This window comes from Streptomyces sp. NPDC007164 (assembly GCF_040634135.1).
GTDB lineage: Bacteria > Actinomycetota > Actinomycetes > Streptomycetales > Streptomycetaceae > Streptomyces > Streptomyces sanglieri.
In genome coordinates this window covers 48,929-74,485 of record NZ_JBEYFB010000039.1, presented here as the reverse complement: position 1 = coordinate 74,485, position 25,557 = coordinate 48,929, and the positions used below count along the sequence as shown (strand labels likewise).

25 protein-coding genes and 1 tRNA gene are annotated in these 25,557 nt (G+C 70.8%); 15 read left to right on the top strand and 11 right to left on the bottom strand.

Annotated elements, in window-relative coordinates:
* The first annotated feature begins 183 nt into the window (after positions 1 to 183).
* The 3 genes from ABZ622_RS32815 (at position 184) to ABZ622_RS32805 (ending at position 2,879) form a co-directional block, all read left to right on the top strand.
* Positions 184 to 759, top strand: coding sequence for a TerD family protein (locus ABZ622_RS32815; protein WP_093542977.1), 576 nt, complete (start codon positions 184 to 186; stop codon positions 757 to 759).
* 70 nt (positions 760 to 829) lie between these two features.
* Positions 830 to 1,972: a DUF475 domain-containing protein gene (locus ABZ622_RS32810; protein WP_360549475.1), complete on the top strand. Its 1,143-nt coding sequence runs from the start codon at positions 830 to 832 to the stop codon at positions 1,970 to 1,972.
* Between the two features lie 172 nt (positions 1,973 to 2,144).
* Entirely contained in the window at positions 2,145 to 2,879 is a 735-nt protein-coding gene (locus ABZ622_RS32805) for a Tellurium resistance (protein WP_360549473.1), read from the top strand.
* Between the two features lie 84 nt (positions 2,880 to 2,963).
* Here ABZ622_RS32805 and ABZ622_RS32800 read toward each other — a convergent pair whose 3' ends face one another.
* The gene (locus ABZ622_RS32800; RefSeq protein ID WP_360549471.1) at positions 2,964 to 3,824 is read right to left on the bottom strand and encodes a TerD family protein; all 861 of its coding nucleotides are present in this window, start codon (positions 3,822 to 3,824) and stop codon (positions 2,964 to 2,966) included.
* 220 nt (positions 3,825 to 4,044) lie between these two features.
* On the opposite strand from ABZ622_RS32800, the gene ABZ622_RS32795 reads away from it, so the two are divergent.
* The 4 genes from ABZ622_RS32795 to ABZ622_RS32780 all read left to right on the top strand — a co-directional run bounded on the left by ABZ622_RS32795 (position 4,045) and on the right by ABZ622_RS32780 (position 9,411).
* Positions 4,045 to 5,208, top strand: a complete 1,164-nt coding sequence (locus ABZ622_RS32795; RefSeq protein WP_360549469.1) for an HpcH/HpaI aldolase/citrate lyase family protein — start codon at positions 4,045 to 4,047, stop codon at positions 5,206 to 5,208.
* A gap of 138 nt (positions 5,209 to 5,346) precedes the next feature.
* Positions 5,347 to 7,842 (top strand): phosphoribosyltransferase, encoded by a 2,496-nt coding sequence (locus ABZ622_RS32790; protein WP_360549467.1) that lies wholly within the window; start codon positions 5,347 to 5,349, stop codon positions 7,840 to 7,842.
* Positions 7,839 to 8,696, top strand: a complete 858-nt coding sequence (locus ABZ622_RS32785; RefSeq protein ID WP_360549465.1) for an HAD family hydrolase — start codon at positions 7,839 to 7,841, stop codon at positions 8,694 to 8,696. The genes ABZ622_RS32790 and ABZ622_RS32785 overlap by 4 nt, the downstream gene beginning before the upstream one ends.
* 55 nt (positions 8,697 to 8,751) lie before the next feature.
* Positions 8,752 to 9,411, top strand: a complete 660-nt coding sequence (locus ABZ622_RS32780) for an O-methyltransferase (RefSeq protein WP_360549463.1) — start codon at positions 8,752 to 8,754, stop codon at positions 9,409 to 9,411.
* A gap of 23 nt (positions 9,412 to 9,434) precedes the next feature.
* Here the strand turns inward: ABZ622_RS32780 and ABZ622_RS32775 are convergent, their stop codons facing one another.
* From ABZ622_RS32775 to ABZ622_RS32760, 4 genes are all read right to left on the bottom strand, one after another.
* Complete coding sequence (locus tag ABZ622_RS32775) at positions 9,435 to 9,665, bottom strand: zinc ribbon domain-containing protein (RefSeq protein WP_259927356.1); 231 nt, start codon at positions 9,663 to 9,665, stop codon at positions 9,435 to 9,437.
* Between the two features lie 27 nt (positions 9,666 to 9,692).
* A complete protein-coding gene (locus tag ABZ622_RS32770; protein WP_360549460.1) occupies positions 9,693 to 10,283 on the bottom strand; it encodes a DUF4383 domain-containing protein in 591 nt (196 codons plus the stop codon).
* A gap of 254 nt (positions 10,284 to 10,537) precedes the next feature.
* Positions 10,538 to 11,905, bottom strand: a complete 1,368-nt coding sequence (locus ABZ622_RS32765; RefSeq protein WP_360549458.1) for a hypothetical protein — start codon at positions 11,903 to 11,905, stop codon at positions 10,538 to 10,540.
* A gap of 71 nt (positions 11,906 to 11,976) precedes the next feature.
* Positions 11,977 to 12,693, bottom strand: coding sequence for a DUF4097 family beta strand repeat-containing protein (locus ABZ622_RS32760; protein WP_360549481.1), 717 nt, complete (start codon positions 12,691 to 12,693; stop codon positions 11,977 to 11,979).
* A gap of 274 nt (positions 12,694 to 12,967) precedes the next feature.
* Here ABZ622_RS32760 and ABZ622_RS32755 point away from each other — a divergent pair.
* From ABZ622_RS32755 to ABZ622_RS32730, 6 genes are all read left to right on the top strand, one after another.
* A tRNA-Val gene (locus ABZ622_RS32755) sits at positions 12,968 to 13,042 on the top strand.
* Between the two features lie 198 nt (positions 13,043 to 13,240).
* Positions 13,241 to 13,528, top strand: coding sequence for a hypothetical protein (locus ABZ622_RS32750; RefSeq protein ID WP_360549456.1), 288 nt, complete (start codon positions 13,241 to 13,243; stop codon positions 13,526 to 13,528).
* A gap of 327 nt (positions 13,529 to 13,855) precedes the next feature.
* Positions 13,856 to 14,509 (top strand): hypothetical protein, encoded by a 654-nt coding sequence (locus tag ABZ622_RS32745; protein ID WP_360549454.1) that lies wholly within the window; start codon positions 13,856 to 13,858, stop codon positions 14,507 to 14,509.
* A gap of 117 nt (positions 14,510 to 14,626) precedes the next feature.
* Positions 14,627 to 15,061, top strand: coding sequence for a hypothetical protein (locus ABZ622_RS32740; RefSeq protein ID WP_360549452.1), 435 nt, complete (start codon positions 14,627 to 14,629; stop codon positions 15,059 to 15,061).
* A gap of 29 nt (positions 15,062 to 15,090) precedes the next feature.
* Complete coding sequence (locus ABZ622_RS32735; protein ID WP_360549450.1) at positions 15,091 to 16,482, top strand: DUF1254 domain-containing protein; 1,392 nt, start codon at positions 15,091 to 15,093, stop codon at positions 16,480 to 16,482.
* Between the two features lie 54 nt (positions 16,483 to 16,536).
* Positions 16,537 to 16,761, top strand: coding sequence for a DUF2277 domain-containing protein (locus ABZ622_RS32730; RefSeq protein WP_360549448.1), 225 nt, complete (start codon positions 16,537 to 16,539; stop codon positions 16,759 to 16,761).
* Here the strand turns inward: ABZ622_RS32730 and ABZ622_RS32725 are convergent.
* From ABZ622_RS32725 to ABZ622_RS32715, 3 genes are all read right to left on the bottom strand, one after another.
* Positions 16,748 to 17,419, bottom strand: a complete 672-nt coding sequence (locus tag ABZ622_RS32725; RefSeq protein WP_360549446.1) for a VTT domain-containing protein — start codon at positions 17,417 to 17,419, stop codon at positions 16,748 to 16,750. The genes ABZ622_RS32730 and ABZ622_RS32725 overlap by 14 nt on opposite strands.
* 261 nt (positions 17,420 to 17,680) lie before the next feature.
* Positions 17,681 to 18,133: a DoxX family protein gene (locus ABZ622_RS32720; protein WP_360549444.1), complete on the bottom strand. Its 453-nt coding sequence runs from the start codon at positions 18,131 to 18,133 to the stop codon at positions 17,681 to 17,683.
* An 889-nt stretch (positions 18,134 to 19,022) separates the two neighbouring features.
* Positions 19,023 to 19,667: an HNH endonuclease family protein gene (locus ABZ622_RS32715; RefSeq protein ID WP_360549442.1), complete on the bottom strand. Its 645-nt coding sequence runs from the start codon at positions 19,665 to 19,667 to the stop codon at positions 19,023 to 19,025.
* A 303-nt stretch (positions 19,668 to 19,970) separates the two neighbouring features.
* On the opposite strand from ABZ622_RS32715, the gene ABZ622_RS32710 reads away from it, so the two are divergent.
* A complete protein-coding gene (locus ABZ622_RS32710; RefSeq protein ID WP_360549440.1) occupies positions 19,971 to 20,705 on the top strand; it encodes an ABC transporter permease in 735 nt (244 codons plus the stop codon).
* Positions 20,706 to 20,787: 82 nt separating this feature from the next.
* Here the strand turns inward: ABZ622_RS32710 and ABZ622_RS32705 are convergent, their stop codons facing one another.
* Both ABZ622_RS32705 and ABZ622_RS32700 read right to left on the bottom strand, forming a co-directional pair.
* On the bottom strand, positions 20,788 to 21,450 hold the full coding sequence (locus ABZ622_RS32705) for an HAD-IA family hydrolase (RefSeq protein ID WP_360549438.1): 663 nt from the start codon (positions 21,448 to 21,450) through the stop codon (positions 20,788 to 20,790).
* 174 nt (positions 21,451 to 21,624) lie between these two features.
* Positions 21,625 to 22,494 carry a peptidoglycan-binding domain-containing protein gene (locus tag ABZ622_RS32700; protein ID WP_360549436.1) on the bottom strand — a complete coding sequence of 290 codons (870 nt, stop codon included), beginning with the start codon at positions 22,492 to 22,494 and terminating at the stop codon, positions 21,625 to 21,627.
* A 396-nt stretch (positions 22,495 to 22,890) separates the two neighbouring features.
* Here ABZ622_RS32700 and ABZ622_RS32695 point away from each other — a divergent pair, with 396 nt between their 5' ends.
* A complete protein-coding gene (locus ABZ622_RS32695; RefSeq protein WP_360549434.1) occupies positions 22,891 to 24,939 on the top strand; it encodes an MDR family MFS transporter in 2,049 nt (682 codons plus the stop codon).
* Between the two features lie 31 nt (positions 24,940 to 24,970).
* On the opposite strand, the gene ABZ622_RS32690 is transcribed toward ABZ622_RS32695, so the two are convergent.
* The gene (locus tag ABZ622_RS32690) at positions 24,971 to 25,468 is read right to left on the bottom strand and encodes a GNAT family N-acetyltransferase (RefSeq protein ID WP_360549432.1); all 498 of its coding nucleotides are present in this window, start codon (positions 25,466 to 25,468) and stop codon (positions 24,971 to 24,973) included.
* Positions 25,469 to 25,557 lie beyond the last annotated feature (89 nt).

The window sequence follows — 25,557 nt, the reverse complement described above, 5'->3', positions numbered from 1 at the left end:
CGCCTGGCTCTGCTCGGGCGCCCCGGGGCGGTGCCGGCGGGGGGGGCCCGGGGACCCGCCGCGTTTCCCCCGCCCGCCCCCCCCCCGCTGCGCGCCGCCGGACGTGCTGGACAGACGGCTCGTGGGCCCCGGCGGCCCGGCGGGCCCGGCAGACGGTTCATCGACTCGGGGAGGACACACACCATGGGCGTCACGCTCGCCAAGGGAGGCAATGTCTCCCTCTCCAAGGCCGCACCCAACCTCACCCAGGTGCTGGTCGGGCTCGGCTGGGACGCACGATCCACCACGGGCGCCGACTTCGACCTCGACGCCAGCGCGCTGCTGTGCCAGTCGGGCCGGGTGCTCGGCGACGAATGGTTCGTGTTCTACAACAACCTCACGAGCCCGGACGGCTCCGTGGAGCACACCGGTGACAACCTCACGGGTGAGGGCGAGGGCGACGACGAATCGGTCATCGTGAATCTCACCCAGGTGCCGGCGCATTGCGACAAGATCGTTTTCCCGGTCTCGATCCATGACGCCGACAACCGGGGTCAGACCTTCGGCCAGGTCAGCAATGCGTTCATCCGCGTGGTGAACCAGGCGGACGGTCAGGAACTCGCGCGTTACGACCTCAGCGAGGACGCCTCGACGGAAACCGCGATGATCTTCGGCGAGCTCTACCGGTACAACGGCGAGTGGAAGTTCCGTGCGGTGGGACAGGGGTACGCGTCCGGGCTGCGAGGCATCGCTCTAGACTTCGGGGTCAACGTTTCGTAAAGCCGCGCACGGCGCGGGGGAGCCCCGTACATCTCGGGGGAGACCCGTTACATACACGATGGGGTAGCCAGTGCTTCTGAAAACCTTCGGCTGGTCGTTCGCGGTTACCGCGCTCGGCCTGGTCGCAGCGGTGATCTACGGGGGGTGGGAAGCCTTCGGTGTCGTCGCGATTCTTTCCGTCCTGGAGATCTCGCTGTCCTTCGACAATGCGGTGGTCAACGCCGGAATCCTGAAGAAGATGAATGCCTTCTGGCAGAAGATCTTCCTGACGGTCGGTGTGCTCATCGCGGTCTTCGGTATGCGGCTGGTGTTCCCCGTCGTGATCGTGGCCATTACCGCCAAGCTGGGGCCGATCGAAGCGGTCGATCTCTCCTTCAACCAGCCCGACCGCTACCAGGAACTCGTCACCGACGCCCACCCGGCGATCGCCGCGTTCGGTGGCATGTTCCTGCTGATGATCTTCCTCGACTTCATTTTCGAGGACCGTGACATTCAGTGGCTGCGCTGGATCGAGCGTCCGCTCGCCAAGCTCGGCAAGGTCGACATGCTGTCGGTCTGCATCGCGCTGATCGTGCTGCTGATCTCGGCCATGACCTTCGCCACCATGGCGCACCAGCACGGCGGCGGTCACGCGGACAAGGCGGAGACGGTTCTGCTCTCCGGTGTCGCCGGTCTGATCACGTACCTCATCGTCGGCGGTCTCTCCGGCTTCTTCGAGAACAAGCTGGAGGAGGAGGAAGAGCGCGAGCACGAGGCCGAGGAACAGGCCAAGCGTTCCGGCAAGAAGGTTTCCTCCGTCGTGCTCGCCGGCAAGGCCGCGTTCTTCATGTTCCTCTACCTGGAAGTGCTCGACGCGTCCTTCTCGTTCGACGGTGTCATCGGTGCCTTCGCCGTCACCAACAACATCGTGCTGATGGCCCTGGGCCTCGGTATCGGCGCCATGTACGTCCGTTCGCTCACGGTCTACCTGGTCCGTCAGGGCACGCTCGACGACTACGTCTACCTGGAGCACGGCGCCCACTACGCCATCGGCGCGCTGGCCGTGCTTCTGCTCGTCACCATCCAGTACCAGATCAACGAGCTCATCACCGGCCTGACCGGTGTCGTGCTGATCGCCTGGTCCTTCTGGTCCTCGGTCCGGCGCAACAAGGCGATGGAAGCCGAGGACGGCAACGACGAGGGTTCCAAGGCAGAAGTCCCGTCCGGGGTGTGACCCGGTAGGGATTGAGGAACGCTCTCAGCGGGGCGGTCCGTGAGGCAACGGTTCTCCGGAGACATCCGGACCCGGCCCCGCGGCCGCCCCGCAGTGATGTGGGCGCCCCCGCCGAGGCGCGGGCCGGCCGTGGGACGGGGCACTTTTCTACCGAGATGCATGGGGGTTGGGGATGGCGTTCTGGGACGGCCTGTGGCCGCGGCGGGAGGCACAGTTCGAGTCGGGCAGCGCGGCGACCAGCTCCATCGTGCTCACCCGGCGGCACGCCACGGTCTCGCTCACCAAGCAGGGTGCGCTGACCGGCAATCTGCGGGTCAACCTCTCCTGGCAGATGCGTACGTCGGACATAATGGGCCGGTCGCGGCAGAGCGGCCGACTGCTGCGGCCGCTGAAGCTCTTCCAGCCCGAACCGGTCCAGGCCCACACCCAGGGCATGGTCAACGTCGACCTGGACCTGGGCTGCATGTACGAACTGAAGGACGGCACCAGGGGCGTAGTCCAGCCGCTGGGCAACCTCCTCGGCGACCTGAACGCGCCACCGTACATCCGGCTCAGCGGGGACGACCGCTTCGGGGCGCCGTCGGGTGAGACGGTCTACGTCAATCTCGACCAGCGCGACCAGTTCAAACGGCTGCTGTTCTTCGTCTACATCTACGACCAGACACCGGCCTTCGACCGTACCCACGCCAAGGTGACGCTCTACCCGGGCAACGGCCCGCGGATCGAGATCGAACTCGACGAACACGCCCCGGAGGCCCGCTCCTGCGCCGTGTTCACGGTGGACAACACCAAGGGCGAGCTGATCGTGCGGCGCGAGGTGAAGTTCGTCTACGGATTCCAGTCGGAGCTGGACCGGCTGTACGGCTTCGGCATGCAGTGGGGGCGCGGCTACAAGTCACGGACCTGAGCGCCCCGGCCTGTGTGGGCCGGGACGCTTCGGATCGTGCCGGTGCCGCCTCCGCCTGGTGCCGCGTCCGGGTCCGGGTCCGCCTCAGGACCGCACGAACTGCGGCCCCTGCGGCGGCAGCACGAAATTCGGGTTCGGGGCGGGTGCCGCGGCAGCGGCGGGCTCCGGATAGGCGTGGGCCGGCTGTGCGGCGGCGGGCTGTGGGTATCCGTACGCGGGCTGGGGAGCCGGCTGGGCGGCGGGCTGCGGATAGCCGTACGCGGGCTGCTGGTGCTGGACCGTGGCCTGCGCGTCGGGGTCGGACGCCGCCGGAGGGAAACGGGGCGCGGGCGGAAACCCGGGCACGGCCACGGGCGCGGGAGCCGCCGCGGGCGACGGCGCCGGGTCGGGCTCCGCCGCCGCGGTCTCGTCGACCGAGATGCCGAAGGCGGTCGCCAGGCCGACCAGACCGGTCGGATAGCCCTGCCCGACGGCTCGGAATTTCCAGCCATCGCCGCGCCGGTAGAGCTCGCCGCAGATGATCGCCGTCTCCTCGCCGGTCTCCGGCCGCACGTCGAAGACCGCGAGCGGCTCCCCGCCGGCCGACGCCGAGTCGTACAGCAGGATGCGCAGATCGCGCACCTGAGCGAACGCGGCGCCGTCGGAGGACGCGGCGACGACCACCTGCTCGACCGAGGCGTCCAGCCCGCCCAGGTCGGCCTCGATGGTGTCCGTGAGCCCCTCGGCGACGCTGCGCTTCGGCAGCCGTCGTACCAGGCCGGAGGGGTGGCGGGGCTGGTTGTAGAAGACGAAGTCCTCGTCCGAGCGCACGCGGCCACCGGCTCCGAGCAGCAGGGCCGAGGCATCCACATCCGGAATTCCGGCGCCCGGGGTCCAGCGCAGAACGGCCCGTACGGCCATGGCGTCCAGAGGGACGTTCGAGCCTTTCACCATCGCGTGCGTCATGCCCGTCATCCTGCCTGCTGGCTCCCCGCGCGGACAACGCGGGGGGCACACCGGATGTGTCGCGGATACGCCGGAAGAACAGGGGCCGGGGCGTTCCCACCCATCGGGAAATGGACGAGTTACCCGGAATTCATGCACGTGGGGAACTCTTGACACCCGTCCGTACGTACTATTACCGGCCATACGTTGTCCGGCCGGTCAGGCAGTTCGGGGGAGTTACATGCGTCATTTCGGGCATATTGCGCCCGCTACGAGGAAGAGGCTGTTCTTCCAGGAGCCGTGCGAGTTCGGTCCGGATTCGTCGGCCCGCGTGCTGTCGGCTGCCCTGGGAGCGACCCTGTACAGCCCCGCCACCCGGCCCAGACTCGCTGACGACGTCATCAAGCAGGCCGGGCGCGGCGTTGTCTCGATGGTGCTGTGCCTGGAGGATTCGATCGACGACTCCGAGGTCGCCGGTGCCGAGGAGAACCTGGTCAGGCAGTTCGCCGACCTCGACGCACGCGGCGTCGAGGTGCCCCTGCTCTTCATCCGGGTCCGGGAGCCGGACCAGATAGCCGACCTGGTGCACCGCCTCGGCGACACCGTCCGGATGTTGTCTGGTTTTGTACTTCCGAAGTTCACCGAAGAGCGTGGCGTGCCCTTCATGGAAGCGCTCACCAACGCGGAGAAGGCATGCGGGCGGCGCCTGTTCGCGATGCCCGTTCTCGAATCGCCGGAGCTGCTGCATCTGGAGACCCGGGGCGAAACGCTCCAGGGAATAGCCCGCACCGTCGACAAGTACCGCGACCGGGTGCTCGCGCTGCGCCTCGGTGTCACCGACTTCTGCTCGGCGTACGGACTGCGCAGGGCGCCCGACATGACGGCGTACGACGTGCAGATCGTCGGCGCCGTCATCGCCGACGTGGTCAATGTGCTGGGCCGTGCGGACGGCACCGGCTTCACGATCACCGGGCCGGTGTGGGAGTACTTCCGGCTCCAGGAACGCATGTTCAAGCCCCAGCTGCGCCGCAGCCCGTTCCTGGAGGGCCGGGCCGAGGAGCTGCGCACGGCACTGATCGAGCACGACCTGGACGGCCTGCTGCGCGAGATCGAGCTCGACCGGGCCAACGGTCTGCTCGGCAAGACCTGCATCCACCCGTCGCACGTCGCGCCCGTGCACGCGCTGTCCGTGGTCAGCCACGAGGAGTACAGCGACGCCCAGGACATCCTGCGGCCCGAGCGCGGCGGCGGTGGCGTCATGCGCTCCGCGTACACGAACAAGATGAACGAGGTGAAGCCGCACCGCGCCTGGGCCGAGCGGACCCTGCTGCGGGCCGAGGTCTTCGGCGTGGCGAGGCAGGACGCCGGCTTCGTGGAGCTGCTGGCCGCGGGCCTCGCGGAGTGAGCGCGGGGCGGGGCGCGAGCGTGCCCCGCCGAGCGGGCGCGGGACGAACGGCAGAGCCGGATGAACGGCAGAGTCGGGCGAACGGCAGAGCCGGACGAACGGTATCGGCAACGGCAGAGAGAGAAGGAGACGGCGGACGTGGTGTGGTCGGGCAGCTGGGTGGCGGAGCGACTGGGCGTCGGGCTCGTCGGTGACGGGAAGCCGGACGGCGACAGGGAGTTGAAGGACCTGCTGGGACTCGCCCTGCGCCGCAACCCCAAGCGGGCCCACCTCCTCGTGTCGAACGTGCTCGGCAAGCATGTGCCGCAGAAGCCCTCCGTGGTGTACGGCACCGGATTCGAGCTCGGCCGCAGGGTGCGCGAACTCCTCGGTGACGCCGAGGCGCACCGGGCCGTCGTGCTCGGTTACGCGGAGACGGCCACCGGCCTCGGCCACGCGGTCGCCGACGGGCTGGGCGTGGCACCGTACCTCCACTCGACCCGCCGCCCCGTCGAGGGCGTGGCACGGGCGGGCGGCTTCGAGGAGTCCCACTCGCACGCCACCTCACATCTGCTGCTCCCGGAGGACCCGGATCTGCTGGCGGGCGACCTCGGTCCGGCACCCTTGCCGGGCGCCGTCTCCGACGCGCCGCTGGTGCTGGTGGACGACGAGTTCTCCACGGGCAACACCGTGCTCAACACCATCCGCGCACTGCACGAGCGGTACCCGCGGAGCCGTTACGTCATCGTCGCCCTGGTGGACATGAGGTCGCCGGCCGACCGGGGGCGGCTGACCGAGTTCGCCGCGGAGATCGGTGCCCGCGTCGACCTGGTGGCTCGCGGCTCGGGCACGGTCACCCTCCCGGAGGGCGTCCTGGAGAAGGGCCAGGCACTGGTCGCCGCACACGAGTCGGAGGCGGGTCCCGGAGCCGTTGCCGATCAGGGGCACAGGCCCTGCACCCGGGTGGATCTCCGCTGGCCCGCCGGTGTACCGGACGGCGGACGGCACGGCTTCACCCCGGCCCACCGGGCCGCACTGGAACCCGAGCTCCCCGCCATGGCCGCCCGGATAGCCGGCGCCCTGGGCGACGCCCGCCGCGTACTGGTCCTCGGCTTCGAGGAGCTGATGTACGCCCCGCTGCGTCTGGGCACGGCCCTGGAGGACCACACCGACGCCGAGGTGCGCTACTCCACCACCACCCGTTCCCCCGTCCTCGCCGTGGACGACCCGGGCTACGCGATACGGACCCGGCTGGTCTTCCCGGCCCACGACGACCCGGCCGACGGGCCCGGCGACCGGTACGCGTACAACGTCGCGGGCGCCGGTTTCGACGCCGTGGTGCTCGCCGTCGACTCCGCCGCCGACACTCCCGGACTCCACGCCCCCGAAGGCCTGTTGGCGCAGCTCGCCGCGCACACCGACCGCGTCCTGCTCGCGGTCGTGCCCTCGTACACACCCCCGTACGCCCGGTCGGCCCCCGACCCGTACGCCTCCGAACGGCAGGAACCCCCCATGCTGCCCGAGCCCCTCCGCGGCCCCGCCTTCTCCTCCTACGCGCCCGACGAGGTCGGCTGGCTGCTCCAGGACCTCTCGGACACCGAGCTGGAGGCGCCCACCGAGGAGCGCGAGGAGGCGATACAGAGCGGCGGCGCGCACTACGCCGAGTCGCTGCCCGTCGAGTACCAGCCGTCCGACCAGTACCAGGAGCTGTTCAAGGCGGCGCTGGAGCTGTCGGCCGCCCGCGTCGCCCGCGCCGTGGGCACCGTCACCGAGACCGTCCTCGCCGAGCGCACCCCCCGCCCGGTCCTGGTCTCGCTCGCCAGGGCCGGCACCCCCGTCGGCGTACTGATGCGCCGCTGGGCCCGGCACCGGCACGGAATCGACCTGCCGCACTACGCCGTCTCCATCGTCCGGGGCCGGGGCATCGACGCCAACGCGCTGCGCTGGCTGGCCGCCCACCACGACCCGGCGGACATCGTCTTCGTCGACGGCTGGACCGGCAAGGGCGCGATCACCCGCGAACTCTCCGCGGCGCTCGCCGAGTTCGACGGATTCAACCCGGAGATCGCGGTGCTGGCCGACCCGGGCGGCTGCGTCCGTACCTACGGCACCCGCGAGGACTTCCTCATCCCGTCCGCCTGCCTCAACTCCACGGTCTCCGGGCTGATCTCGCGGACCGTCCTGCGCGCCGACCTGGTGGGCCCCGAGGACTTCCACGGCGCGAAGTTCTACCGGGAGCTCGCGGACACCGATGTGTCCGGCCACTTCCTCGACACCGTCGCCGCGCACTTCGACGACGTCGCCGACGCCGTGGACGCCGAGGTCAAGGAGCTGCTGGCGGCCGATCGCGCGCCCACCTGGGAGGGCTGGGCCGCGGTGGAGCGCATCAGCGAGGAGTACGGCATCCACGACGTGAACCTGGTCAAGCCGGGCGTCGGCGAGACGACCCGCGTACTGCTGCGGCGCGTCCCGTGGAAGATCCTCGCCAAGCGGGGGGCGGGCGCGGATCTCGAACACATCCGTCTGCTGGCCGAACAGCGGGGCGTACCGGTGGAGGAGGTCGACGGACTCCCGTACACCTGCGTGGGTCTGATCCACCCGAAGTACACCCGGGGCGCGACGGGCGCGGACGGCAGGGCGGTGGAGTCCAAGTGACCCCCCAGGCACCCCCGGCCGATACGGCGACCGCCCCCGTGACGCTCGTGGCGAGCGACCTCGACCGCACCCTGATCTACTCCTCGGCGGCACTCCAGCTGGCCATGCCGGACGCCGAGGCCCCCCGGCTGCTCTGCGTGGAGGTCTACGACCACAAGCCGCTCTCCTACCTGACGGAGACGGCCGCGGCGCTCCTGGACGAGCTGGCCCGCACCACGGTCTTCGTCCCGACGACCACCCGCACCCGCGAGCAGTACGGACGCATTCACCTGCCCGGCCCCGCACCGCGGTACGCGATCTGCGCCAACGGCGGACACCTGCTCGTCGACGGCGAGTCCGACGCCGGCTGGCAGCGGCAGGTGGCCCGCAGGCTCGCCGACGAATGCGCCTCCCTCGCCGAGGTCCGCGCCCACCTCCTGGCCGCGGCCGACCCCGCCTGGCTGCTCAAAGAACGGGTCGCCGAGGACCTCTTCGCCTATCTCGTGGTGGAACGGCCGCTACTGCCCGAGGACTGGGTCAAGGAACTGGGGGAGTGGGCCCTGACACGGGGCTGGACGGTCTCCCTCCAGGGCCGCAAGATCTACGCCGTCCCGGGCCCGCTCACCAAGAGCGCCGCCATGGACGAGGTGGCCCGGCGCACCGGCGCCACGCTCACCCTCGCCGCCGGTGACAGCCTCCTGGACGCCGATCTGCTCCTCGCCGCCGACCGCGCCTGGCGCCCGGCCCACGGCGAACTGGCCGACACCGGCTGGAGCGCCCCGCACGCCGAAGTGACGGCCGAGCGCGGCGTGGCGGCGGGCGAGGAGATCCTCCGGCACTTCCTCCGGGCCGCCGGCGAGGCAGGATCGTCCTGACACCGGACGGGGACGGAGGGGTCACCGGCCGATCGACGGACGAGGAGCGCACAGGATGACCAAGGGCAACGAAACCAAGATCACCGACGAGCTGTACGCGTACATGCTGGCGCACAACCCACCGCTCGACCCGGTGCAGCGCGAGCTCGTCGAGACCACGTATGCCCGCCTGCCCGAGCAGGCCGGCATGCAGTCGGCCGAGGAACAGGGGCCGCTGCTCGCCTTCCTCGTCCGGCTGACCGGGGCCCGGCACATCGTGGAGGTCGGCACGTTCACCGGATTCTCCGCCCTGTCGATGGCACAGGCACTGCCCGCCGACGGGCGGCTGATCGCCTGCGACATCTCGGAGGCGTGGACCGCCTACGGCCGGGAGGCCTGGGAGAAGGCGGGCGTCGCGGACCGGATCGACCTTCGCATCGCCCCCGCGCTGGACACCCTGCGGGCGATGCCGGCCGAGCCGCACATCGATCTCGCCTACCTGGACGCGGACAAGGGCAACTACATCCCGTACTGGGAGGAGTTGGTGCCCCGGATGCGGCAGGGCGGCCTGATCGTCACGGACAACGTGCTCTTCCACGGCGGGGTGACCGACCCGCAGGCGACCGGCGGAGCGGCGGCGATCAAGGAGTTCAATGAGCACGTGGCCGCCGACTCACGGATGGACAGCGTGCTGCTCACCGTGTCCGACGGCCTGACCCTCTCCCGCAGGCGTTAGAGCCCGCCCGGGGCCGCCCGCTCTCAGCCGCAGCAGCCCCCGCCGCAGCAACCGCCCCCGCCACCGCCGCCACCGGCCGACGGGGCGGCGGGAGCGGACTTGGCGGACGACCCGCCGACGGCCACGGTGGAGAGCAGCTTCACGGTGTCGGCGTGTCCGGCGGGGCAGGAGGCCGGGTCGGAGGACTGGGCCATCGGACGGCTGATTTCGAACGTGTCTCCGCAGGAGCGGCAGCGGAATTCGTAACGAGGCATGGCCCCAGGCTAACCGTGACCCCGGCCTCAGAGGTCACGCCGGACGACCGGCATCGGCGGCGTGGTCGCCCTCCGGCTCAGCAGCATTTCCCGCTCGGCCTCCTCGGGATGGCGCGCCCGCCAGTACGGGTTGTCGTGCGGAAGGCCGCCGCTGACCCGTCCGTACATCCCGAAGACCATCAGCATCAGGCCGACCACGAAGCTGAACAGCACGTTCTGGATGCGGAAGGCGAGGAAGTTGTAGTCGGTCTCCAGCAGGGCGAGATTGACGAATCCGCTGAGGATGAAGGCGATGCCCAGAATCATGTTGAGCGTCGAGGCGAAGTTGCCGCCGATCACCATCCCGATGAACAGGAGCAGGCCGACGCAGATGGACAGGACGCTCAGGGCGCCGTTGGTGTTGAGGCCCGCGACGGTGGCTCCGCCGGTGTTGAAGAAACCGATCTTGTCGATCAGCCCCAGGACACCGAAGGCGAGCAGCACCAGTCCCATCAGCCCCGCTCCGACCCGGTAGACGCGGCTGAGCCGGTGATCGACCGGCAGATGCTTGTCGAGCTGGGTGGCCCTGCGGCGGCGGGGGGCCCGTCGCCCCGTGGTGTGCAGCACGTGCGTGGCCATGTCGGTCGTCTCCTTCGGGCGTACTACCAGGATCCGCCCAAGGCCTTGCCACCGCACACCAGAGTCTCCTGAGGCGGTTGGCGCGCAGCCGGCAGGTACCGCTCGTCCGGCCCCGCGCAGCAGGTACCGCGCAGCCGGCACCACTCGTCCGGCCCCGCGCAGCCGGTACCGCTCGTCCGGCACCGCACAGCAGGTACCGCTCAACCAACACCGCTCAACCAACACCGCTCAGGCGTCCGCCCCGCGGGCACAGCTCAGCCGCCCGCCCCGCGCTCCTCGCGGATCTCGGACACCACCCGCGCCGCCGTCCGCCGTACCGCCTCGGTTTCGGTCAGGAAGTGCCAGTAGTCGGGGTGCCGCCCGTCGAGCGCGACGACGGCGCGATCCAGCCGGGCCACGGCGTCGTCCAGCGGACGGGCATGGCGCGGATCCGGCGTGCTGCGGCCGTCCATGGCCAGGCGCTGGGCGTCCCGGACCGCGAACCGCGTCCGCTGGATCTCCTGCTGCGGATCCTTGGCCACCGCATCCAGCCGGTGCAGCCGGTCACCGGCCGCGGACACCGCCTCGTCCGTCGCGTTCAGCAAGGCGCGGACCGTGCTCAGCCGGGACGTCGCATCGGCCCACCGCTGCTCGTCCCGCGCCTGGGCGGCTTCCTTCAGCTTCTCCTCGGCCTGCCGCACATTGACGGCCGCCTGCTCGGGCACGGGCTGGAGATCCTGCCAGCACGCCGCGGAGAACCGCCGCCGCAACTCGCTCAGCACCGGCTCCACCGACCCCGCCCGGGTGGTCAGTGCCTGGGCGCGCGTACGCAGCGACACCAGCCGGTGGTCGATCTCGGCGGCCCGCTCGGGCAGCTTGGCCGCCTCGGCCCGTACGGCCTCGGCATCGCGCAGCACCCGGTCGGCGCGCTGCAGGGTCTCCGGAACGCCGTGCCGCCCGGCGCCCTGGTTGAGCTTGGTCAGCTCGGGGGCGAGAGCCGCCAGCCTGGCGGCGAGATCATCCGCGCGCAGCCCGGAGGCGCGCACCGTGTCGAGAGCGTTGCTCGCACCGAGCAGCGCCTGCCGGGCCCGCTCCACGGCGGGCGCGAGCCGCGCGAGCTGCGTCTCGGCACTGCCCAGCAGCGGACCGAGCCCCTGCGCGAACCGGTCCAGCTCGGCCTTGACCCGTACCAGCTCGTCCTTGGCCGTGGTCAGCTCGGCCCGCGCCCGGGAGGCGACCGACGGCTCCAGGTCGTCCCGGTCCAGATCGTGCGCGTCGACCGCGGTGATGTACGTATGACTGACCTCGTCGATCCGCCGCCCCAGGGCCGTGAAGTCGTCCACGGCCTTGCGCGCGGCGGGCGAACTGTCCACCGCGGTGATCGTCTCGATCGAGATCCGCAGATCGCGCTGAGCCGTGTCCAGCTCGTAGAAGGCCGACGCGGCGGCATCCTTCGCGGCCTGCGCCTCGGCGCGCTGACTCTCCCCGCGCCCGCCGAACCAGCGCCTCGTACCGCCACCGGCGAAGGCGGCGGGCAGCGCGGCCGCGAGCAGCGGCACCGGAAGCAGCATCAGCACGAAGACGTCCCTGACGGCGGAACTGCCACCCGCTCTCGCCCGCGGCTGCGCGTGTGTCGCCGTCACATCCCTCTCCCGTGCCGTTTCGCCCTGCCCGGTACATTCTCCCACCAGGTAAGGACGAACACACGGGCCGGTTAGTTCACGCTTCGGACGGTGACTTCACCGTTGTCGCTCCGGGCCTTCACCACATGACCGCTGCCGTCGCCGCGCGGCACGTCCACCGAGGTACGCCCGTTGTCGGTGGCGACGTCCACCGCGTACTTCGTGGAGCCGCCCGGCAGATCGATGGTGATCGCCCCGTTGTCGCTCACGGCGTCCACACGATCCGGCACCCCGGTGAACCCCAGCCGGATGCTGCCGTTGTCGGACCGGGCCGACACGGACCGGGCCGAGATCCCCTCGGTGGCGATGGCACCGTTGTCGCTGGCCAGCTTGAGCGGCCCGGTGGAGTCCCGGACGGTCACCTCGCCGTTGTCGGCGGTGAGCGTGAGCGGCGTACGGAACCCGGAGGCGACGATCTTCCCGTCGTTCCCCTCCACGACCACCGCCACCCCGCGCGGCACCTTCACCTGATGCTCCGCGGCACAGTCACTGATCAGCGCATCGCACTTCACCCCGAGCGTGAGAGTGTCGTCCCGCATCTCCCACCGGGGATCGGGCCCGTCCCCGAACATCACCCAACCGTCGACCCGACGGGTCACCTCGACCTTCTGCACATCGGCCGGCACGAGCTCCACCGACGACTGCCCGGAACGGATGGTCAGCGTCTTCCCGCTCAGCGCGAACGACTTGTGCTCGGCAGGCGCGTCGCTGACATCCGTACTGCCACAACCGCTGAGCACGAGCGCCATGAGCACGGCGCCACCGGATGCGATGAGAGTGCGGGTGCGGACTGCCACGATGATCTTTCCCCCAGGTCGTACGTCGGATGCTGCGGACGATGCGGCCTTCACCGTACGTACCCGCCCGTCCCCGCCGGAATCCGGACGGCCACCGTATGCGGGGTGGGGATATCCCCCCGCACGAACCCTGCCGTAGCCGTGTCGCCTGCCGCCTTCGTTCGCTGCCGCCGGGGATCGTTTGTGACCACGGGCCGTAGTCCATGTACGCTGTTGCCTCATCCACGGGTGCGTAGCTCAGGGGTAGAGCGCTGCTCTTACAAAGCAGATGTCGGCGGTTCGAAACCGTCCGCGCCCACCAGTACGAAGGCCCCCGACCGATCATGGTCGGGGGCCTTCTGCGTCTGTTTCTGACGGCAACGAGGGGCAGACGGACGCGGGGCGAGGGCGTGGGACATGACGACGATTCCCAACGGAGCCGGGAGCCCCGTTGCGGGGCCACCAGAAAGGTAATGGGGGGCGGGGCGGACAATGCCGCGGCAGCTGTCATCATCACGGGATGACGGGCGAGCAGCTACCGGCAGGGTGGACTCTGGAAGAGATCCGGAGCGTCTCCGGTGACCGGGATGCGACGGTGCTCGACAGCGATCGCCGCGTGACGTGGCTGGGCTGGCCGGTGGGAGAAGATGAGCGGCTCTTCCCTGAAATCGTGCTGGGATTCCACGGGTTGTGTCTCGTGAAGCCCGTCGACGATGACGACTGGTACATGGGGAGCCTGAACGACGACGGCAGCGTCGACTGTTGGTGTGCCTACGCCGATCTCCACGAGGCGCTTCGCGGTCTGTAGTACCGAAGATGCCGGTGCCCTGGGGAGCACGTGAACTTCCCAGGGCACCACGTGGGTTCGGTTCAGGCGTTGGGGCGCTTGCCGTGGTTGGCGTTCTTCTTCTTGCGGGCGCGGCGCTTGTTTCCTCGCTTGGCCATGACCTGCCTCCCTCACCTGGGGTTCTCGGGCCTCCGCCAGTTTAGGTTCGGCCCGTCCAGACCGCATCAGCGGTGCTGGTGAGGGCCTCGATGAACCAGGTGAAGGCCGGTGTCGGGCCCTGTGGGAGAGTCGAGCCCCGGCTCGCCGTAATGTGTCCTGGTCACGTCAGTTATGTCCCAGGGGGGATACATGTCGTACGGCTATCCGCCGCCCCAGCCCGGTCAGGAGCCCCAGCCCGGTTCCGGCCAGATGCCTCAGCCGCCTCAGCCGCCCCAGCAGGCGCCGTCGCCCTACGCGCAGTGGCCGCAGGCGCCGGGGCCCGGGATGTACGGCTATCCGCAGCCGGTCAAGAAGTCCCGTACCGGGTTGATCGTCACGTTGTCGGTGCTCGGCGGGGTGGCCGTGTTGCTGGCGATCGGCGCGCTGATCGCCGTGGCCGGGGGTGGGGACTCGCCCTCGGCGAAGTCGAAGCCGTCGGCGGTGGAGGGCACGGAGAGTGGTGCGCCCGCGCCGGGGGGTGCCTCGGATGCGCCCACGGAGTTGCCGGGTCTGGAGGGCACGGACGGTGAGGGCGATGTGCGGATCACCCGGTGCGCGGTGGACTCGCTGACCGAGTGGCCGGACGCGGACGTGGAGATCGTGAACCACGGCGACAGCCAGGCCTCCTACATCGTGTCCGTGGAGTTCGTGGACGGGGACGGCACGCGCCGGGCTTCGGGGCTGGCGACGGCGACCGATCTGGCGGCGGGGCAGAAGTCGGTGCAGAAGGCCCAGGGGCTGGGGAAGGTTCCGGGCAAGATGACGTGCAAGGTCTCGAAGGTGACGCGGCTTCCTTCGTCGTAGGGACGGCCGCTTTCCATGGCGGGTTTCACTCGGATGGGTGCGTCCGAGTGGTTGCGCGGGTGGGTGGCGCGCAGGGTCGGTTCTGTCTCACAGTCCCGATCCGGCCAAGGAGTTCCGATGGCTCACACAGCGCCCACGCCCGGTACCGCCGGTTCCGCCGGCCAGGGGGATACCAATCCCTGGGCGGCCAGCGGAATCATTTTTGCCGGTGTTCTGCTGCTCGTCGACGGTGTCCTCGGAGTGATCAAGGGCATCTCCGGCATCGCCACCGACGATGTCTACGCGCACGTCAGGAACTACACGTTCAAGTTCGACGTGACCTCCTGGGGGTGGATCCACCTCGTCCTCGGCATCGTGCTCGCAGTCGTCGGCTGGGGCATCCTCAAGGGTGCCGAATGGGCCCGTGCCACGGGTGTGGTGCTGGCCGCCATCAGCGTGATCATCAACTTCATCTGGCTGCCGTACCAGCCGATCTGGGCGATCATCTCCATCGCCATCGACGTGTTCGTGATCTGGGCCCTGTGCACGGCGGGCTCGAAGGCGGTCATCTGAGGGAAGCGCGCGGTCGGGAGGAGGCAGCGGTGGAACTCGTCGCTCTTGCCGCCGAGGCGTATGTCTACGGATATCCGCTGGTGCGTGACCTGTCGGTGGTCGAGGGCGCCATGTACACGGGCTACGGTCCACTGCCGCCCACCCCGTTCAACCACTTCGCGCACGCGGACCGGCCGGTGCCTCCCGACACACCCTTCGTGTCCGTCGGCGACGACACCGTCCGGTCCGTGGCCCATCTCGACCTCTCCGGCGGACCGGTCCTGCTCCACGTCCCCGGCCCGGACGGCGCGTACCGCGTGCTTCAGTTCGTCGATGCCTGGACCGACAACTTCGCGTACGTCGGCCACCGTTCCACCGGTGGCCGGGCCGGTGACTGGCTCGTCGTGCCCCCGGGCTGGGCGGGCCGCGTGCCCGGCGGGGTGCTCGGGGTCATCGACGCGCCCACCTCCGTCGTCACCGTCATCGGCCGCAGTGACTGCGACGGCGGTGACGGCGGAGGTGGTGGAGGCGGCGGTGACGGCGGAGGTGGCTCGGGCGGGGCGGAGTGGGTCCGCGCGTTCCAGGAGCAGTTGACCGTCACGTACGTCGAACCGGGTACGCACCGCACGGGGCTGCCCGCGCCGGACCCCGACGTACCGGCGCCGCTGCGGTTCTTCGAGCAGCTCAGAGTGTGGATGGCCGACTTCCCGCCGTCCGCGCCCGACCGGGCGTACCAGGACCGGTTCCAGCCGCTGGGACTGCTGGAGGAAGGGGCATCGCCCTACGTCCGTGCCGATGCCGTCCTTGTGCGCGCACTCACCGAAGGGGCGGCGCGGGGCGGGGCACGGGTGGAGGAGGCGGACCGGGCCGATGCGGTGCGCGCGGGGTGGGTGATGGAACCGCATCTCTTCGACTACAACCTCGACCACTACGGCGTCGGGACCGTCGACTCCCCGGAGTGGCGGATCGCCGACCGGGAGGCGTCCTACCTGACCAGGGCGGTGGCGGCGCGGAGCGCGTTGTGGGGTGTTCACGGTTACGAGGCGGTGTACGCCCGCGCACTGTGCGACGCCGGGGGCGGGCGGTTGAACGGGGCCCACTCCTACGTGCTGCGCTTCGAGGGCCGGCCGCCGGCCGAAGCGGGCTGGTCCCTGGCCGCGTACGGCGTGGCCGGATACGACGTGGCCGCACACGGCATGGCCGGATACGGCGTGGGCGGTTCGCGGATCGGTGAGGGCCTGGCGGGGCGCGGGCCGGCGTACGCGGAGGACGGTTCGCTGACGGTCCGGGTCCAGCGGGAGCGGCCGGACGACCCGGTCGCGGCGGTGAACTGGCTGCCCGCGCCCGAGGGTGACTTCCGGTTCGTGCTCCGGCTCTGTGCGCCGGGGGCCGGGATCCTCGACGGTACGTACGGACTCCCCGCCGTCGAACGGGTCCGGTGACGGGAGCGGGGGCCGGGGAGGGCGATTGTCAGTGGTGCGGTTCACACTTGAGTCATGTGCCGCAGCATCAAGACTCTTCGCCCGCCAGCCATCCCCGAAGAGGCCACAGAGGAGGAGATCCGGGCCGCCGCCCTGCAGTTCGTACGCAAGGTGTCCGGCTTCCGTGCTCCGGCCGCGCACAATCAGGAGGTCTTCGACCGGGCCGTCGACGAGATCACCGAGGCGACCATCAGACTGCTGGACGGTCTGGAGATCAGGGGTGCGGTCAGGACGCCGTAGTGGCCGTGGCGGTCGCCGATGCCGCGGCGGCCGCTTCCGCTGCCGGGCGGCGCATCAGACAGGCGGCCAGGGCACCCGCCACGAACAGGGCGAGGACCGAGACCGCCGTGCCCACCCATGTCGCGCCGAGCCACTGGCCGCCGAAGTAGCCGAGACCCACGCTGTAACCGGCCCATGCCACGCCCGCCAGGGCCGACCAGGGCAGGAACTCCTTGACCTTGCGGTGCGCGGCGCCCGCGCCCAGGGAGACCACCGAGCGCCCGGCCGGGGCGAAGCGGGCGATTATGACGAGGATGCCGCCACCCCGGGCGAGGGCGGCGCCGAGGCGCTCCTGCGCGGAGGTGAGGCGGCGGGAGCGGGCGATGGCCCGGTCCAGGCGCTCCCCGCCGCGCCAGGCCAGCCGGTACGCGACAAGGTCGCCGAGCACCGAGGCGGTGGCCGCACAGAGCATCAGGGCGAGGAGCGAGGGGACCTCGGTCACCTGCTGGGCGGCGCCCGCGCCAGCGACGGTCGTCGAACCGGCGGCGGCCGCCGTGGCGGCGGTGATCACCAGTACCCCGCTGGGCAGCAGGGGCAGAAAGACGTCCAGGAGCACCGAAAGCGCGACCACGACGTAGATCCATGGGCTGCCGGTCAGCGCGCCCACACTCTCAAGCACCTACTACTCCCCGATTCGGAACAACGCCGCGACGTCGCAGGGGAGCGGCAGGAGCGGCAGGGTCAGCTGTACAGCGTACGCCTGACGTTCATCCGGTGATCGACAAATACGGATGATGTTGGGAACCTCACGTACACCCAGAAATGGGAAGCCTTGGTTCCGGGCGCAGGCCCGGATGTACGTCCGGAAGCGCGTCTGGATGTATGTCCGGACGCGCGTCTGGATGTGTGTCCGGGTGTACGTGAGGAGCGGTCCCGCGGATCAGACCGTGACGGGCGGTGCCTGCTCGGATGCGCGGTCCTCGCCGTGTTCCGTGGCGCCCCGGCCGAACAGCCGGCCCAGGGCCAGTGCGCCGGGTCCGGTGAAGACCAGCAGCAGGAACGCCCAGCAGAAGACGGCCGAGGGCTCGCCGCCGTTCTGTAGCGGGAACAGCGCCTCGGGCTGGTGGACCTTGAAGTACGCGTATGCCATGGAGCCGGAGCAGATCAGGGCGGCGACACGGGTGCCGAGTCCGAGCGTCACCAGGATGCCGCCGACGAACTGGATGACCGCCGCGTACCAGCCGGGCCAGGTGCCGGCGGGTATGGAGCCGCCGTTCATGCCGCCGAGGACGCCGAAGAGCGAGGCGGCGCCGTGGCAGGTGAAGAACAGGCCGATGACGATCCGGAAGAGGCCGAGTGCGTAGGGCTGAGCCTGGTTCAAGCGTGCGTGCATGGGGGGAGGGCTCCTTCGGTCTGGTGGGGACGTGAACCGATTGAGTGGCTCAGATTAGGGAAACCTCACCAATGCTTGCAAGTTCAACATTATGTCGAGTGGCTGAAAGTCGCCCCGTGCTTCTCGGTCAGGCTTCGGTTCGGCACCGCCTCCAACTGCGGACCTGCCCTCGCCGTCTTGGCCTGAACCAATGGCGGCGCAGCTTTCCGGCCACGCGAAGTCAGGGGTGTGGGCGGGTCGCCGGGGCGTGGTCCGCCTGGGCTGTACCACTTGGCCGGTGACGCGTCCGTCCGGCCGTCGCCGCGCGAGCGGTCCGCCGGTCCACCGTCCTGCGCGGCTCCGGACGGCTCCGGGCGGTTCTTGGCGGGGCGGAGGCCGGCTGCGGGGGGTCCGGGGGTGAGCTGTGCGCGGGCGGGGCAGGTCAGCTGCCGGATGCGATTGCCGGGGTGTCGTCCGGCGCCGGGGCGGGCCGCGCGGCTCCGCCGCGTATGTAAGGGGCGCACCGCCCGACAGCGCCTGGACCGTCGCCGGAGTACTCGGCGGGGAAACGGCCCGGAACTCTCCGGCGGCGATGTGTGGACCAGTGGCGGTGGGAGCCGGGGTGCGAGGTGTCACGGCTCCGTGCGGGGCGGGGCGGTGAGGGAGTTCTCGTGGGTCCGGTGGGCCCGCTGGGTGCCGAGCACCGGCTGTCGCCGCCCGGCGGGCTCCCGGGGCGTGTGGGTGCCGGCCGCGATCAGCCGTACTCGGCCGAAAACGCGCCGCGGGCGGGCGCGGGGAAGGGGCGCACATGGGTACGGAGCCGTGCGGACCGCACGGCTCCGTACCCATGTGGAACGAACGACCGGGGAGGAACGGTCGGGCTTGCTCGGCAGTTGTCCGGACGGCCAGCTCAGCAGCCGTTCAGGATGGACTGCAGCGCGCCCTTCTCGGCCGAGTCGACGGTCAGGTCGTAGTAGTGCTTAACGTGCACCCAGGCGCGCGCGTACGTGCACTTGTAGGCGGTGCGCGAGGGCATCCACTTGGCCGGGTCCTTGTCGCCCTTGGACTGGTTGACGTTGTCCGTGACCGCGATGAGCTGCGGACGCGTCAGGTCATTGGCGTACGCCTGCCGCTGGGCGGTCGTCCAGCTGCTGGCGCCCGACCGCCAGGCCTCGGCGAGCGGGACCATGTGGTCGATGTCCAGATCGGAGGCGGCGGTCCAGGTGGCGCCGTCGTACTCCGAGTACCAACTGCCGCTGACGGCGGCGCAGCTGGAGTTCTGCTCCACGTTCGTGCCGTCACGCTCCAGCACGACCTCGCGGGTGTTGCAGGCGCCCGACTGGGTGATCCAGTGCGGGAACTTGTCGCGGCTGTAGCCGTCCGACGAACCCTCCGCCGAGACGGTCAGTTCGCTCAGATACGTGCGGGCGGTCGAGGCGGAGACCGGGGTGGGCATGGCTGCCTGCGCGGTGGGGGCGGTGAGCAGACCGGTGGTTGCGGCGAAGGCGGCGGATGCGGCGACGACGGCGATGCGACGCGCGTAGACACCAGACATGCGAACTCCCTTGATGTGGGGGGACCTTGGACGGGTGACCCGTGGGGCCCGGCCATCGTGGCGGTGCCAGGTTTCCGTGGGGTGGGCACCAGGTAACAGAGTGGCGACATGGCCACGTCACATCAAGGGTTCTGACCAACAGGACTGGAGCATGGGGGCGTACGTCCGCATCTGCGCGGGCGCACAGGCTGACGTGGCGACAATTCGGCGGCACCGACGGACGATTCGCTCGGGTGGTCCGGTCCGGTGCCGGTTCGGGCTGGTCCGGGTCGGCCCGGCTCGGTCCGGTCGTAGGGTTGTGGCGTGCTGCTACCGGTCAACATCACGCTCGGTGTCGTGCTCGCCCTGCTGCTCGCCGCGGCGGCCACGGTCGCCGCTCTGGCCTCGCTCGGCCGGGCCCGCGAGATTCTGCTGGCCGGGCTGCGGGCCGCGGTCCAACTCGCCGCGGTTTCCCTGCTCATCGGCTGGGTGGTCCGTTCGCTGCCGCCGCTGCTCGGGTTCGTGGCGCTGATGTACGCCGTGGCGGTACGGACCGCGGGGCGCCGGATCACCCGCAATCGCACCTGGTGGTGGGCGGCGTTGCCGATCGCGGCGGGGGTCGTTCCGGTGGTCGCCCTGTTGCTGCTGACCGGGCTCGTGCCGGTCCGGGGCATCGCGCTGATCCCGGTGACCGGCATTCTCATCGGTGGTGCGCTGACCGCGACCGTGCTCGGCGGGAGACGGGCGCTGGACGAGCTGACGACCCGGCGCGGGGAGGTGGAGGCGGGGATGGCGCTCGGGCTGCTCGACCGTGACGCGCGGCTGGAGATCGCCCGGCCCGCGGCGTCGGACGCGTTGCTGCCGGGGCTGGATCAGACCCGGACGGTGGGGCTCGTGACCCTGCCGGGGGCCTTCGTGGGCATGCTGCTGGGCGGCGCCTCACCGGTACAGGCGGGCGCCGTGCAGTTGTTCGTACTGGTAGCCCTGATGGCCGTACAGGCGGTGGCCGTCACGACGGTCCTCGAACTGGTGGCGCGGGGGCGGCTGCACCGGTTGTGACGCCGGCCCCGGGGGAGGCGGCTGGGGGCCGTCTGGTGCGGGTGCCGGGTGCCGGGTGCGTGTATCGGGTGCGTGTGTCGGGTTATCGCGCGCTGATGTGCAGTCGGATCGAGCCGTCCGGGGCCGCTTCCACGCGGACCTGCGTCAGGTCCTCGACGTGTGCGTCGGGGGAGAGCGCCCCGGCGCGCGGTCCGACGCCCACGACGCGCATGCCCGCCGCCCGGCCGGCCGCGATGCCCGCCTCCGAGTCCTCGAAGACAATGCAGTCCGCCGGGTCGAAGCCCAGCTCGGCCGCGCCCTTGAGGAAGCCCTCGGGGTCCGGCTTGCTGGCGCCGACGCTCTCGGCGGTGACGCGGACGGCGGGCATCCGCAGGCCCGAAGCGGTCATCCGGACCCGGGCCAGCGCCTCGTCCGCCGAGGTGACCAGGGCGTGCGGCAGCGCGGTGATCGCGTCCATGAAGGCGGGCGCGCCGCCGATCGGCACGACGCCCTCGGTGTCGGCGGTCTCCTCCGCGAGCATGACCCGGTTGTCCGCGTAGTTCTGCTCCATCGGGCGGTCCGGGAGGAGCACCGCCATGGTGGCGTACCCCTGCCGTCCGTGGACGACCTTGAGCGTGGCCTCCGGGTCCAGCCCCTCGCGCAGCGCCCAGCGCCGCCAGCAGCGCTCCACGACGGCATCGGAGTTCACCAGGGTGCCGTCCATGTCCAGGAGAAGGGCGCGGGCGGTGAGGACGGTGGCCGGCATGGGCGGGCTCCAGAGCGCGGGGGAGCGACGGCGCCGGGAAGCGACGACGCGGGAAAGAGAACAAGCAGCCTCGCCCGCCGGTCAGGGGGTGGCGGGCGGAGGCTACTTTGTTCCATCACGATACAAAAAGCTGTCCGAGAAAGCCAATTCCTTCGGTCTCGGCGGCCGGGCCGGTCACCGGCCCGTCGTCTCCGCCTCCAGCGCGCGACGGGTTTCGGGGCCGTACACCCCCGGCGGGTCGCCCTCGATGGCCTTGTACGACTGGTAGACGCTCACCGCGTGCTCGACCTGGTTCGAGTAGTCGCCGTCATCGCGCCCGTGGTAGAGCCAGATCTCCTCCAGGCGGCGTTGCAGCTCGGCCACCGCCGGCCCCTGGTCGCCGGGGCGCAGGGCGGGGCCGGCCAGGGAGGCGGGCGGTGCGGACGACGACGGGCTGCCGGTGGTGTGCGAGGGCGTGACGGAGGCGGACGGCGAGGAGGCGGTGGACGCGGAGGCGGACGGCGAGGTGCTTGCCGAGGGCGAGGCGGTGGCCGACGCGGACGGTGACGCGGAGGCCGGCGCGGAGGGTGCGGGCGGTACGGAAACCGGCGTCGGCTTCGTCGCGGACACGCTCGCCCCGGGCACGTCGACCGCCGTGCCGGGCAGGGCCTGCCGTCGGCCCGTGTCCCCGTCGTCGCCCCCGCCGAGCAGCCCGGTCGCGAACGCCGCCGTGCCCACTACGGCGGCCAGGGCGGCTCCCACGGCGACGGCCACGAAGGGGCGGCGACGGCGGGCCGCGTCGGATTCCGCGTCGGATGCCCCGGCGGGGCGGGCCGGACCGGCGGGATCAATGGGGCGGGCAGGGCCGGCGGGATCTACGGCGTCCGGCTGCGGGCCCGCCGTCGCCGGGCCGAGGAAGAGCGGCATCGTCGTGGCCGCGTCCTCCTGAATGCGGTGCGGTCCCTGTTCCCGCAGGGTCTCGTCGGCGTCGGCCGGGGCCGTGTCGACCCCCAGCGTCACGTACGGACGTATCCGCAACGGATCGAAGTCCTCGGCAGCCGCCATTTCCGCCTTCTCGGCCGCCCGCCGCGCACACACGCACCCGGCTCCGGGTCCTCCTCCGGCGCCGGGTCTGCTGTCCATACCGCACTCCGGGCATATATGTCCGGTCATTGTGGGCCCCTCCCCTTGAATGCCCTGCGATTATGCAGCCCGCTGCCGGAATGCCCAACGCCGTACCGAATGGTGCACCGGAGTGCGCCCCTCGCGCCGAGGTGCGGCCCCCCGCACCGAAGCGCGTCCCTCGCACCGGAGTGCAGCCCTCGCACCGAAGCGCGTCCCTCGCACCGGAGTGCAGCCCCCGCACCGAAGCGCGGCCCCCGCTCCCGTAACGATGGCCCAGCAGGCCATAACGGTACGAAAAGGCCAGGATGGGGGTGTAGCGGATCCGAGGAGATGTCCATGGCCCAGCCCTTGAGCCCCCCGGCCCCGACCCCGGCCCCCGGCGAGGAGCGTTCCAAGCGGTCGGTTCTCGTGGCCATCGGTGCACTGCTTCTCGGCATGCTCCTGGCCGCACTCGATCAGACCATCGTCTCCACCGCACTGCCGACCATCGTCAGCGACCTCGGCGGACTGGAGCATCTCTCCTGGGTGGTCACGGCCTACCTGCTGGCGTCGACCGCCGCGACCCCGCTCTGGGGCAAGCTCGGCGACCAGTACGGCCGCAAGAAGCTCTTCCAGGCCGCCATCGTCATCTTCCTCATCGGCTCGGCGCTCTGCGGCATCGCCCAGAACATGCCGCAGCTCATCGGCTTCCGGGCCCTTCAGGGCCTCGGCGGCGGCGGGCTCATGGTGCTCTCCATGGCGATCGTCGGCGACATCGTCGCGCCGCGCGATCGAGGCAAGTACCAGGGGCTGTTCGGTGCGGTCTTCGGTGCGACGAGCGTCCTCGGGCCGTTGCTCGGCGGGCTGTTCACCGAGCACCTCAGCTGGCGGTGGGTCTTCTACATCAACCTGCCGATCGGAGTCGTGGCGCTTCTGGTGATCGCCGCCGTGCTGCACATCCCGGTTCGCGCCACGAAGCACACCATCGACTACCTCGGCACCTTCCTCATCGCCTCCGTCGCCACCTGCATGGTTCTCGTCGCCTCGCTCGGCGGCACCACCTGGGCCTGGGGCTCGGCACAGATCATCGGTCTCGCCGTGCTGAGCGTCCTGTTGCTGATCGCCTTCGTGCAGGTGGAGCGCCGGGCCGCCGAACCCGTCATCCCACTGAAGCTCTTCCGGATCAGGACCTTCACCCTCGTCGCCGTCATCAGCTTCGTCGTCGGCTTCGCGATGTTCGGCGCGATGACCTACCTGCCGACCTTCCTCCAGGTGGTGCACGGCATCTCGCCGACGATGTCCGGTGTGCACATGCTCCCGATGGTGCTGGGCCTGCTCATCACCTCGACCGCGTCCGGGCAGATCGTCAGCCGCACCGGCCGCTGGAAGGTCTTCCCGATCGCGGGCACCGGCCTCACCACGATCGGACTCCTGCTGCTGCACCGGCTCACGGAGACCAGCAGCACCTGGGTGATGAGCAGCTACTTCTTCGTCTTCGGCGCGGGGCTCGGCCTGGTGATGCAGGTCCTGGTGCTGGTCGTGCAGAACGCCGTCACGTACGAGGATCTCGGCGTCGCCACCTCCGGCGCCACCTTCTTCCGCTCCATCGGCGCCTCGTTCGGCGTCGCGGTCTTCGGCACGATCTTCACCAACCGGCTCACCGACAAGCTGGCCGCCGCACTCGCCGGCCACCCGCTGCCCCCCGGCACCGGTGTGGACGGGCTGGCCTCCGACCCGCGCGCCATCGGGCAATTGCCGCCCGCGCTGCGGCCGGCGGTGCTGCACGCGTACGCGACGTCGATCACGGACGTGTTCCTGTACGCGGCCCCCGTCGTGCTGGTCGCCTTCGTCTTCGCCTGGTTCCTCAAGGAGGACAAACTGCGCGGCTCGGTGACCGCTCCGGAGCCCACCGAGACCCTGGCGTCGAACCCGGTGGAGCGGTCCTCGTACGACGAGTGCGCCCGCGCCCTCTCGGTGCTCGCCACGCGTGCGGGGCGCCGCGAGGTCTATGTGAAGATCACCGAGCGGGCGGGCTACGACCTGCTGCCCGCGGCGAGCTGGATGCTGCTGCGGATCAGACGGCACGGCACGGTCGAACCGGGCCGGCTCGCCGACATCGTCCCGGTGCCGCTGCGGGTGATCAGCGAGGCGGCCCGGCAGCTTGAGGAACGCGGGCTGGTCCGGCGCGAGGGTGTGCAACTGGTGCTCACCGAGCCCGGCTCGGAAGCGGTGGTGAAGCTCGCCGAGGCCCGCGAGGCGTCCATGGCCGAGCTGCTGGGCGACTGGTGGGGGCCGGACCGTCCGACCGATCTGGTCAGGCTCGTGGAGGAACTCACCGCGGAGACGAACGGGTCGAGCAAGGAACGGCCGCACAGCCCCGAACGGAAGCGGGACCACGCGGCCTGAACCCGCGCACCCGATCCCGAACCCCGTACCCCTACGAGCCGTACGGCTCCGTGCCCAGCTCCTTCGCGAACCAGTGCTCCGCGTACTGCCGCCGGTGGAACGCCGGGACCTCCCGATAGCCGTGCTTGGCGTACAGCCCCCGCGCCTCGACCAGGTCGTTGCGGGTGTCGAGCCGGAGCGTGCGTACGCCGAAGGCGCGGGCCGCGTTCTCGACGGCCGTCAGGAGCAGTCCGCCGCCGCCCGTGCCGCGGTGTTCGGGACGTACGAAGACCCGGGTCACCTCCGCGGTGTCCTCTTCCACCACCAGCAGCCCGGCGCAGGCCGCGGGCTTTCCGTCGAAGCGGCCGACGACGAATTCACCGGTGGGCGGGACGAGCCGGTCGGCCCCGTCGTCGGTGAGCCCCTCGTCGATCTCCTCGGCGGTGGCGGGCCGGCCCCAGTAGCGGCTGGCGACCTCGTCGTAGTAGTCGCGGCGCAGCCGCGAGGCGTCGGGGGAGTCGAACGGTTCGGCGGCCAGCATCCAGGTCATGCCGGTCATTCTGACCCGGACACGATCAATGGGGCCAACGGTTTGGGGCCGCCGCCCGTCACCCGTGCGCAGGTGCCGGCGGATGCCGC

Bases quoted from the DNA above. Each gene is read 5' to 3' on its own strand.
- ABZ622_RS32815 (WP_093542977.1), top strand. From the start codon at position 184: ATGGGCGTCACGCTCGCCAAGGGAGGCAATGTCTCCCTCTCCAAGGCC.
- ABZ622_RS32805 (WP_360549473.1), top strand. From the start codon at position 2,145: ATGGCGTTCTGGGACGGCCTGTGGCCGCGGCGGGAGGCACAGTTCGAG.
- ABZ622_RS32800 (WP_360549471.1), bottom strand. From the start codon at position 3,824: ATGACGCACGCGATGGTGAAAGGCTCGAACGTCCCTCTGGACGCCATG.
- ABZ622_RS32795 (WP_360549469.1), top strand. From the start codon at position 4,045: ATGCGTCATTTCGGGCATATTGCGCCCGCTACGAGGAAGAGGCTGTTC.
- ABZ622_RS32780 (WP_360549463.1), top strand. From the start codon at position 8,752: ATGACCAAGGGCAACGAAACCAAGATCACCGACGAGCTGTACGCGTAC.
- ABZ622_RS32775 (WP_259927356.1), bottom strand. From the start codon at position 9,665: ATGCCTCGTTACGAATTCCGCTGCCGCTCCTGCGGAGACACGTTCGAA.
- ABZ622_RS32770 (WP_360549460.1), bottom strand. From the start codon at position 10,283: ATGGCCACGCACGTGCTGCACACCACGGGGCGACGGGCCCCCCGCCGC.
- ABZ622_RS32760 (WP_360549481.1), bottom strand. From the start codon at position 12,693: ATGGCGCTCGTGCTCAGCGGTTGTGGCAGTACGGATGTCAGCGACGCG.
- ABZ622_RS32750 (WP_360549456.1), top strand. From the start codon at position 13,241: ATGACGGGCGAGCAGCTACCGGCAGGGTGGACTCTGGAAGAGATCCGG.
- ABZ622_RS32745 (WP_360549454.1), top strand. From the start codon at position 13,856: ATGTCGTACGGCTATCCGCCGCCCCAGCCCGGTCAGGAGCCCCAGCCC.
- ABZ622_RS32740 (WP_360549452.1), top strand. From the start codon at position 14,627: ATGGCTCACACAGCGCCCACGCCCGGTACCGCCGGTTCCGCCGGCCAG.
- ABZ622_RS32730 (WP_360549448.1), top strand. From the start codon at position 16,537: ATGTGCCGCAGCATCAAGACTCTTCGCCCGCCAGCCATCCCCGAAGAG.
- ABZ622_RS32720 (WP_360549444.1), bottom strand. From the start codon at position 18,133: ATGCACGCACGCTTGAACCAGGCTCAGCCCTACGCACTCGGCCTCTTC.
- ABZ622_RS32715 (WP_360549442.1), bottom strand. From the start codon at position 19,667: ATGTCTGGTGTCTACGCGCGTCGCATCGCCGTCGTCGCCGCATCCGCC.
- ABZ622_RS32705 (WP_360549438.1), bottom strand. From the start codon at position 21,450: ATGCCGGCCACCGTCCTCACCGCCCGCGCCCTTCTCCTGGACATGGAC.
- ABZ622_RS32700 (WP_360549436.1), bottom strand. From the start codon at position 22,494: ATGGCGGCTGCCGAGGACTTCGATCCGTTGCGGATACGTCCGTACGTG.
- ABZ622_RS32695 (WP_360549434.1), top strand. From the start codon at position 22,891: ATGGCCCAGCCCTTGAGCCCCCCGGCCCCGACCCCGGCCCCCGGCGAG.
- ABZ622_RS32690 (WP_360549432.1), bottom strand. From the start codon at position 25,468: ATGACCTGGATGCTGGCCGCCGAACCGTTCGACTCCCCCGACGCCTCG.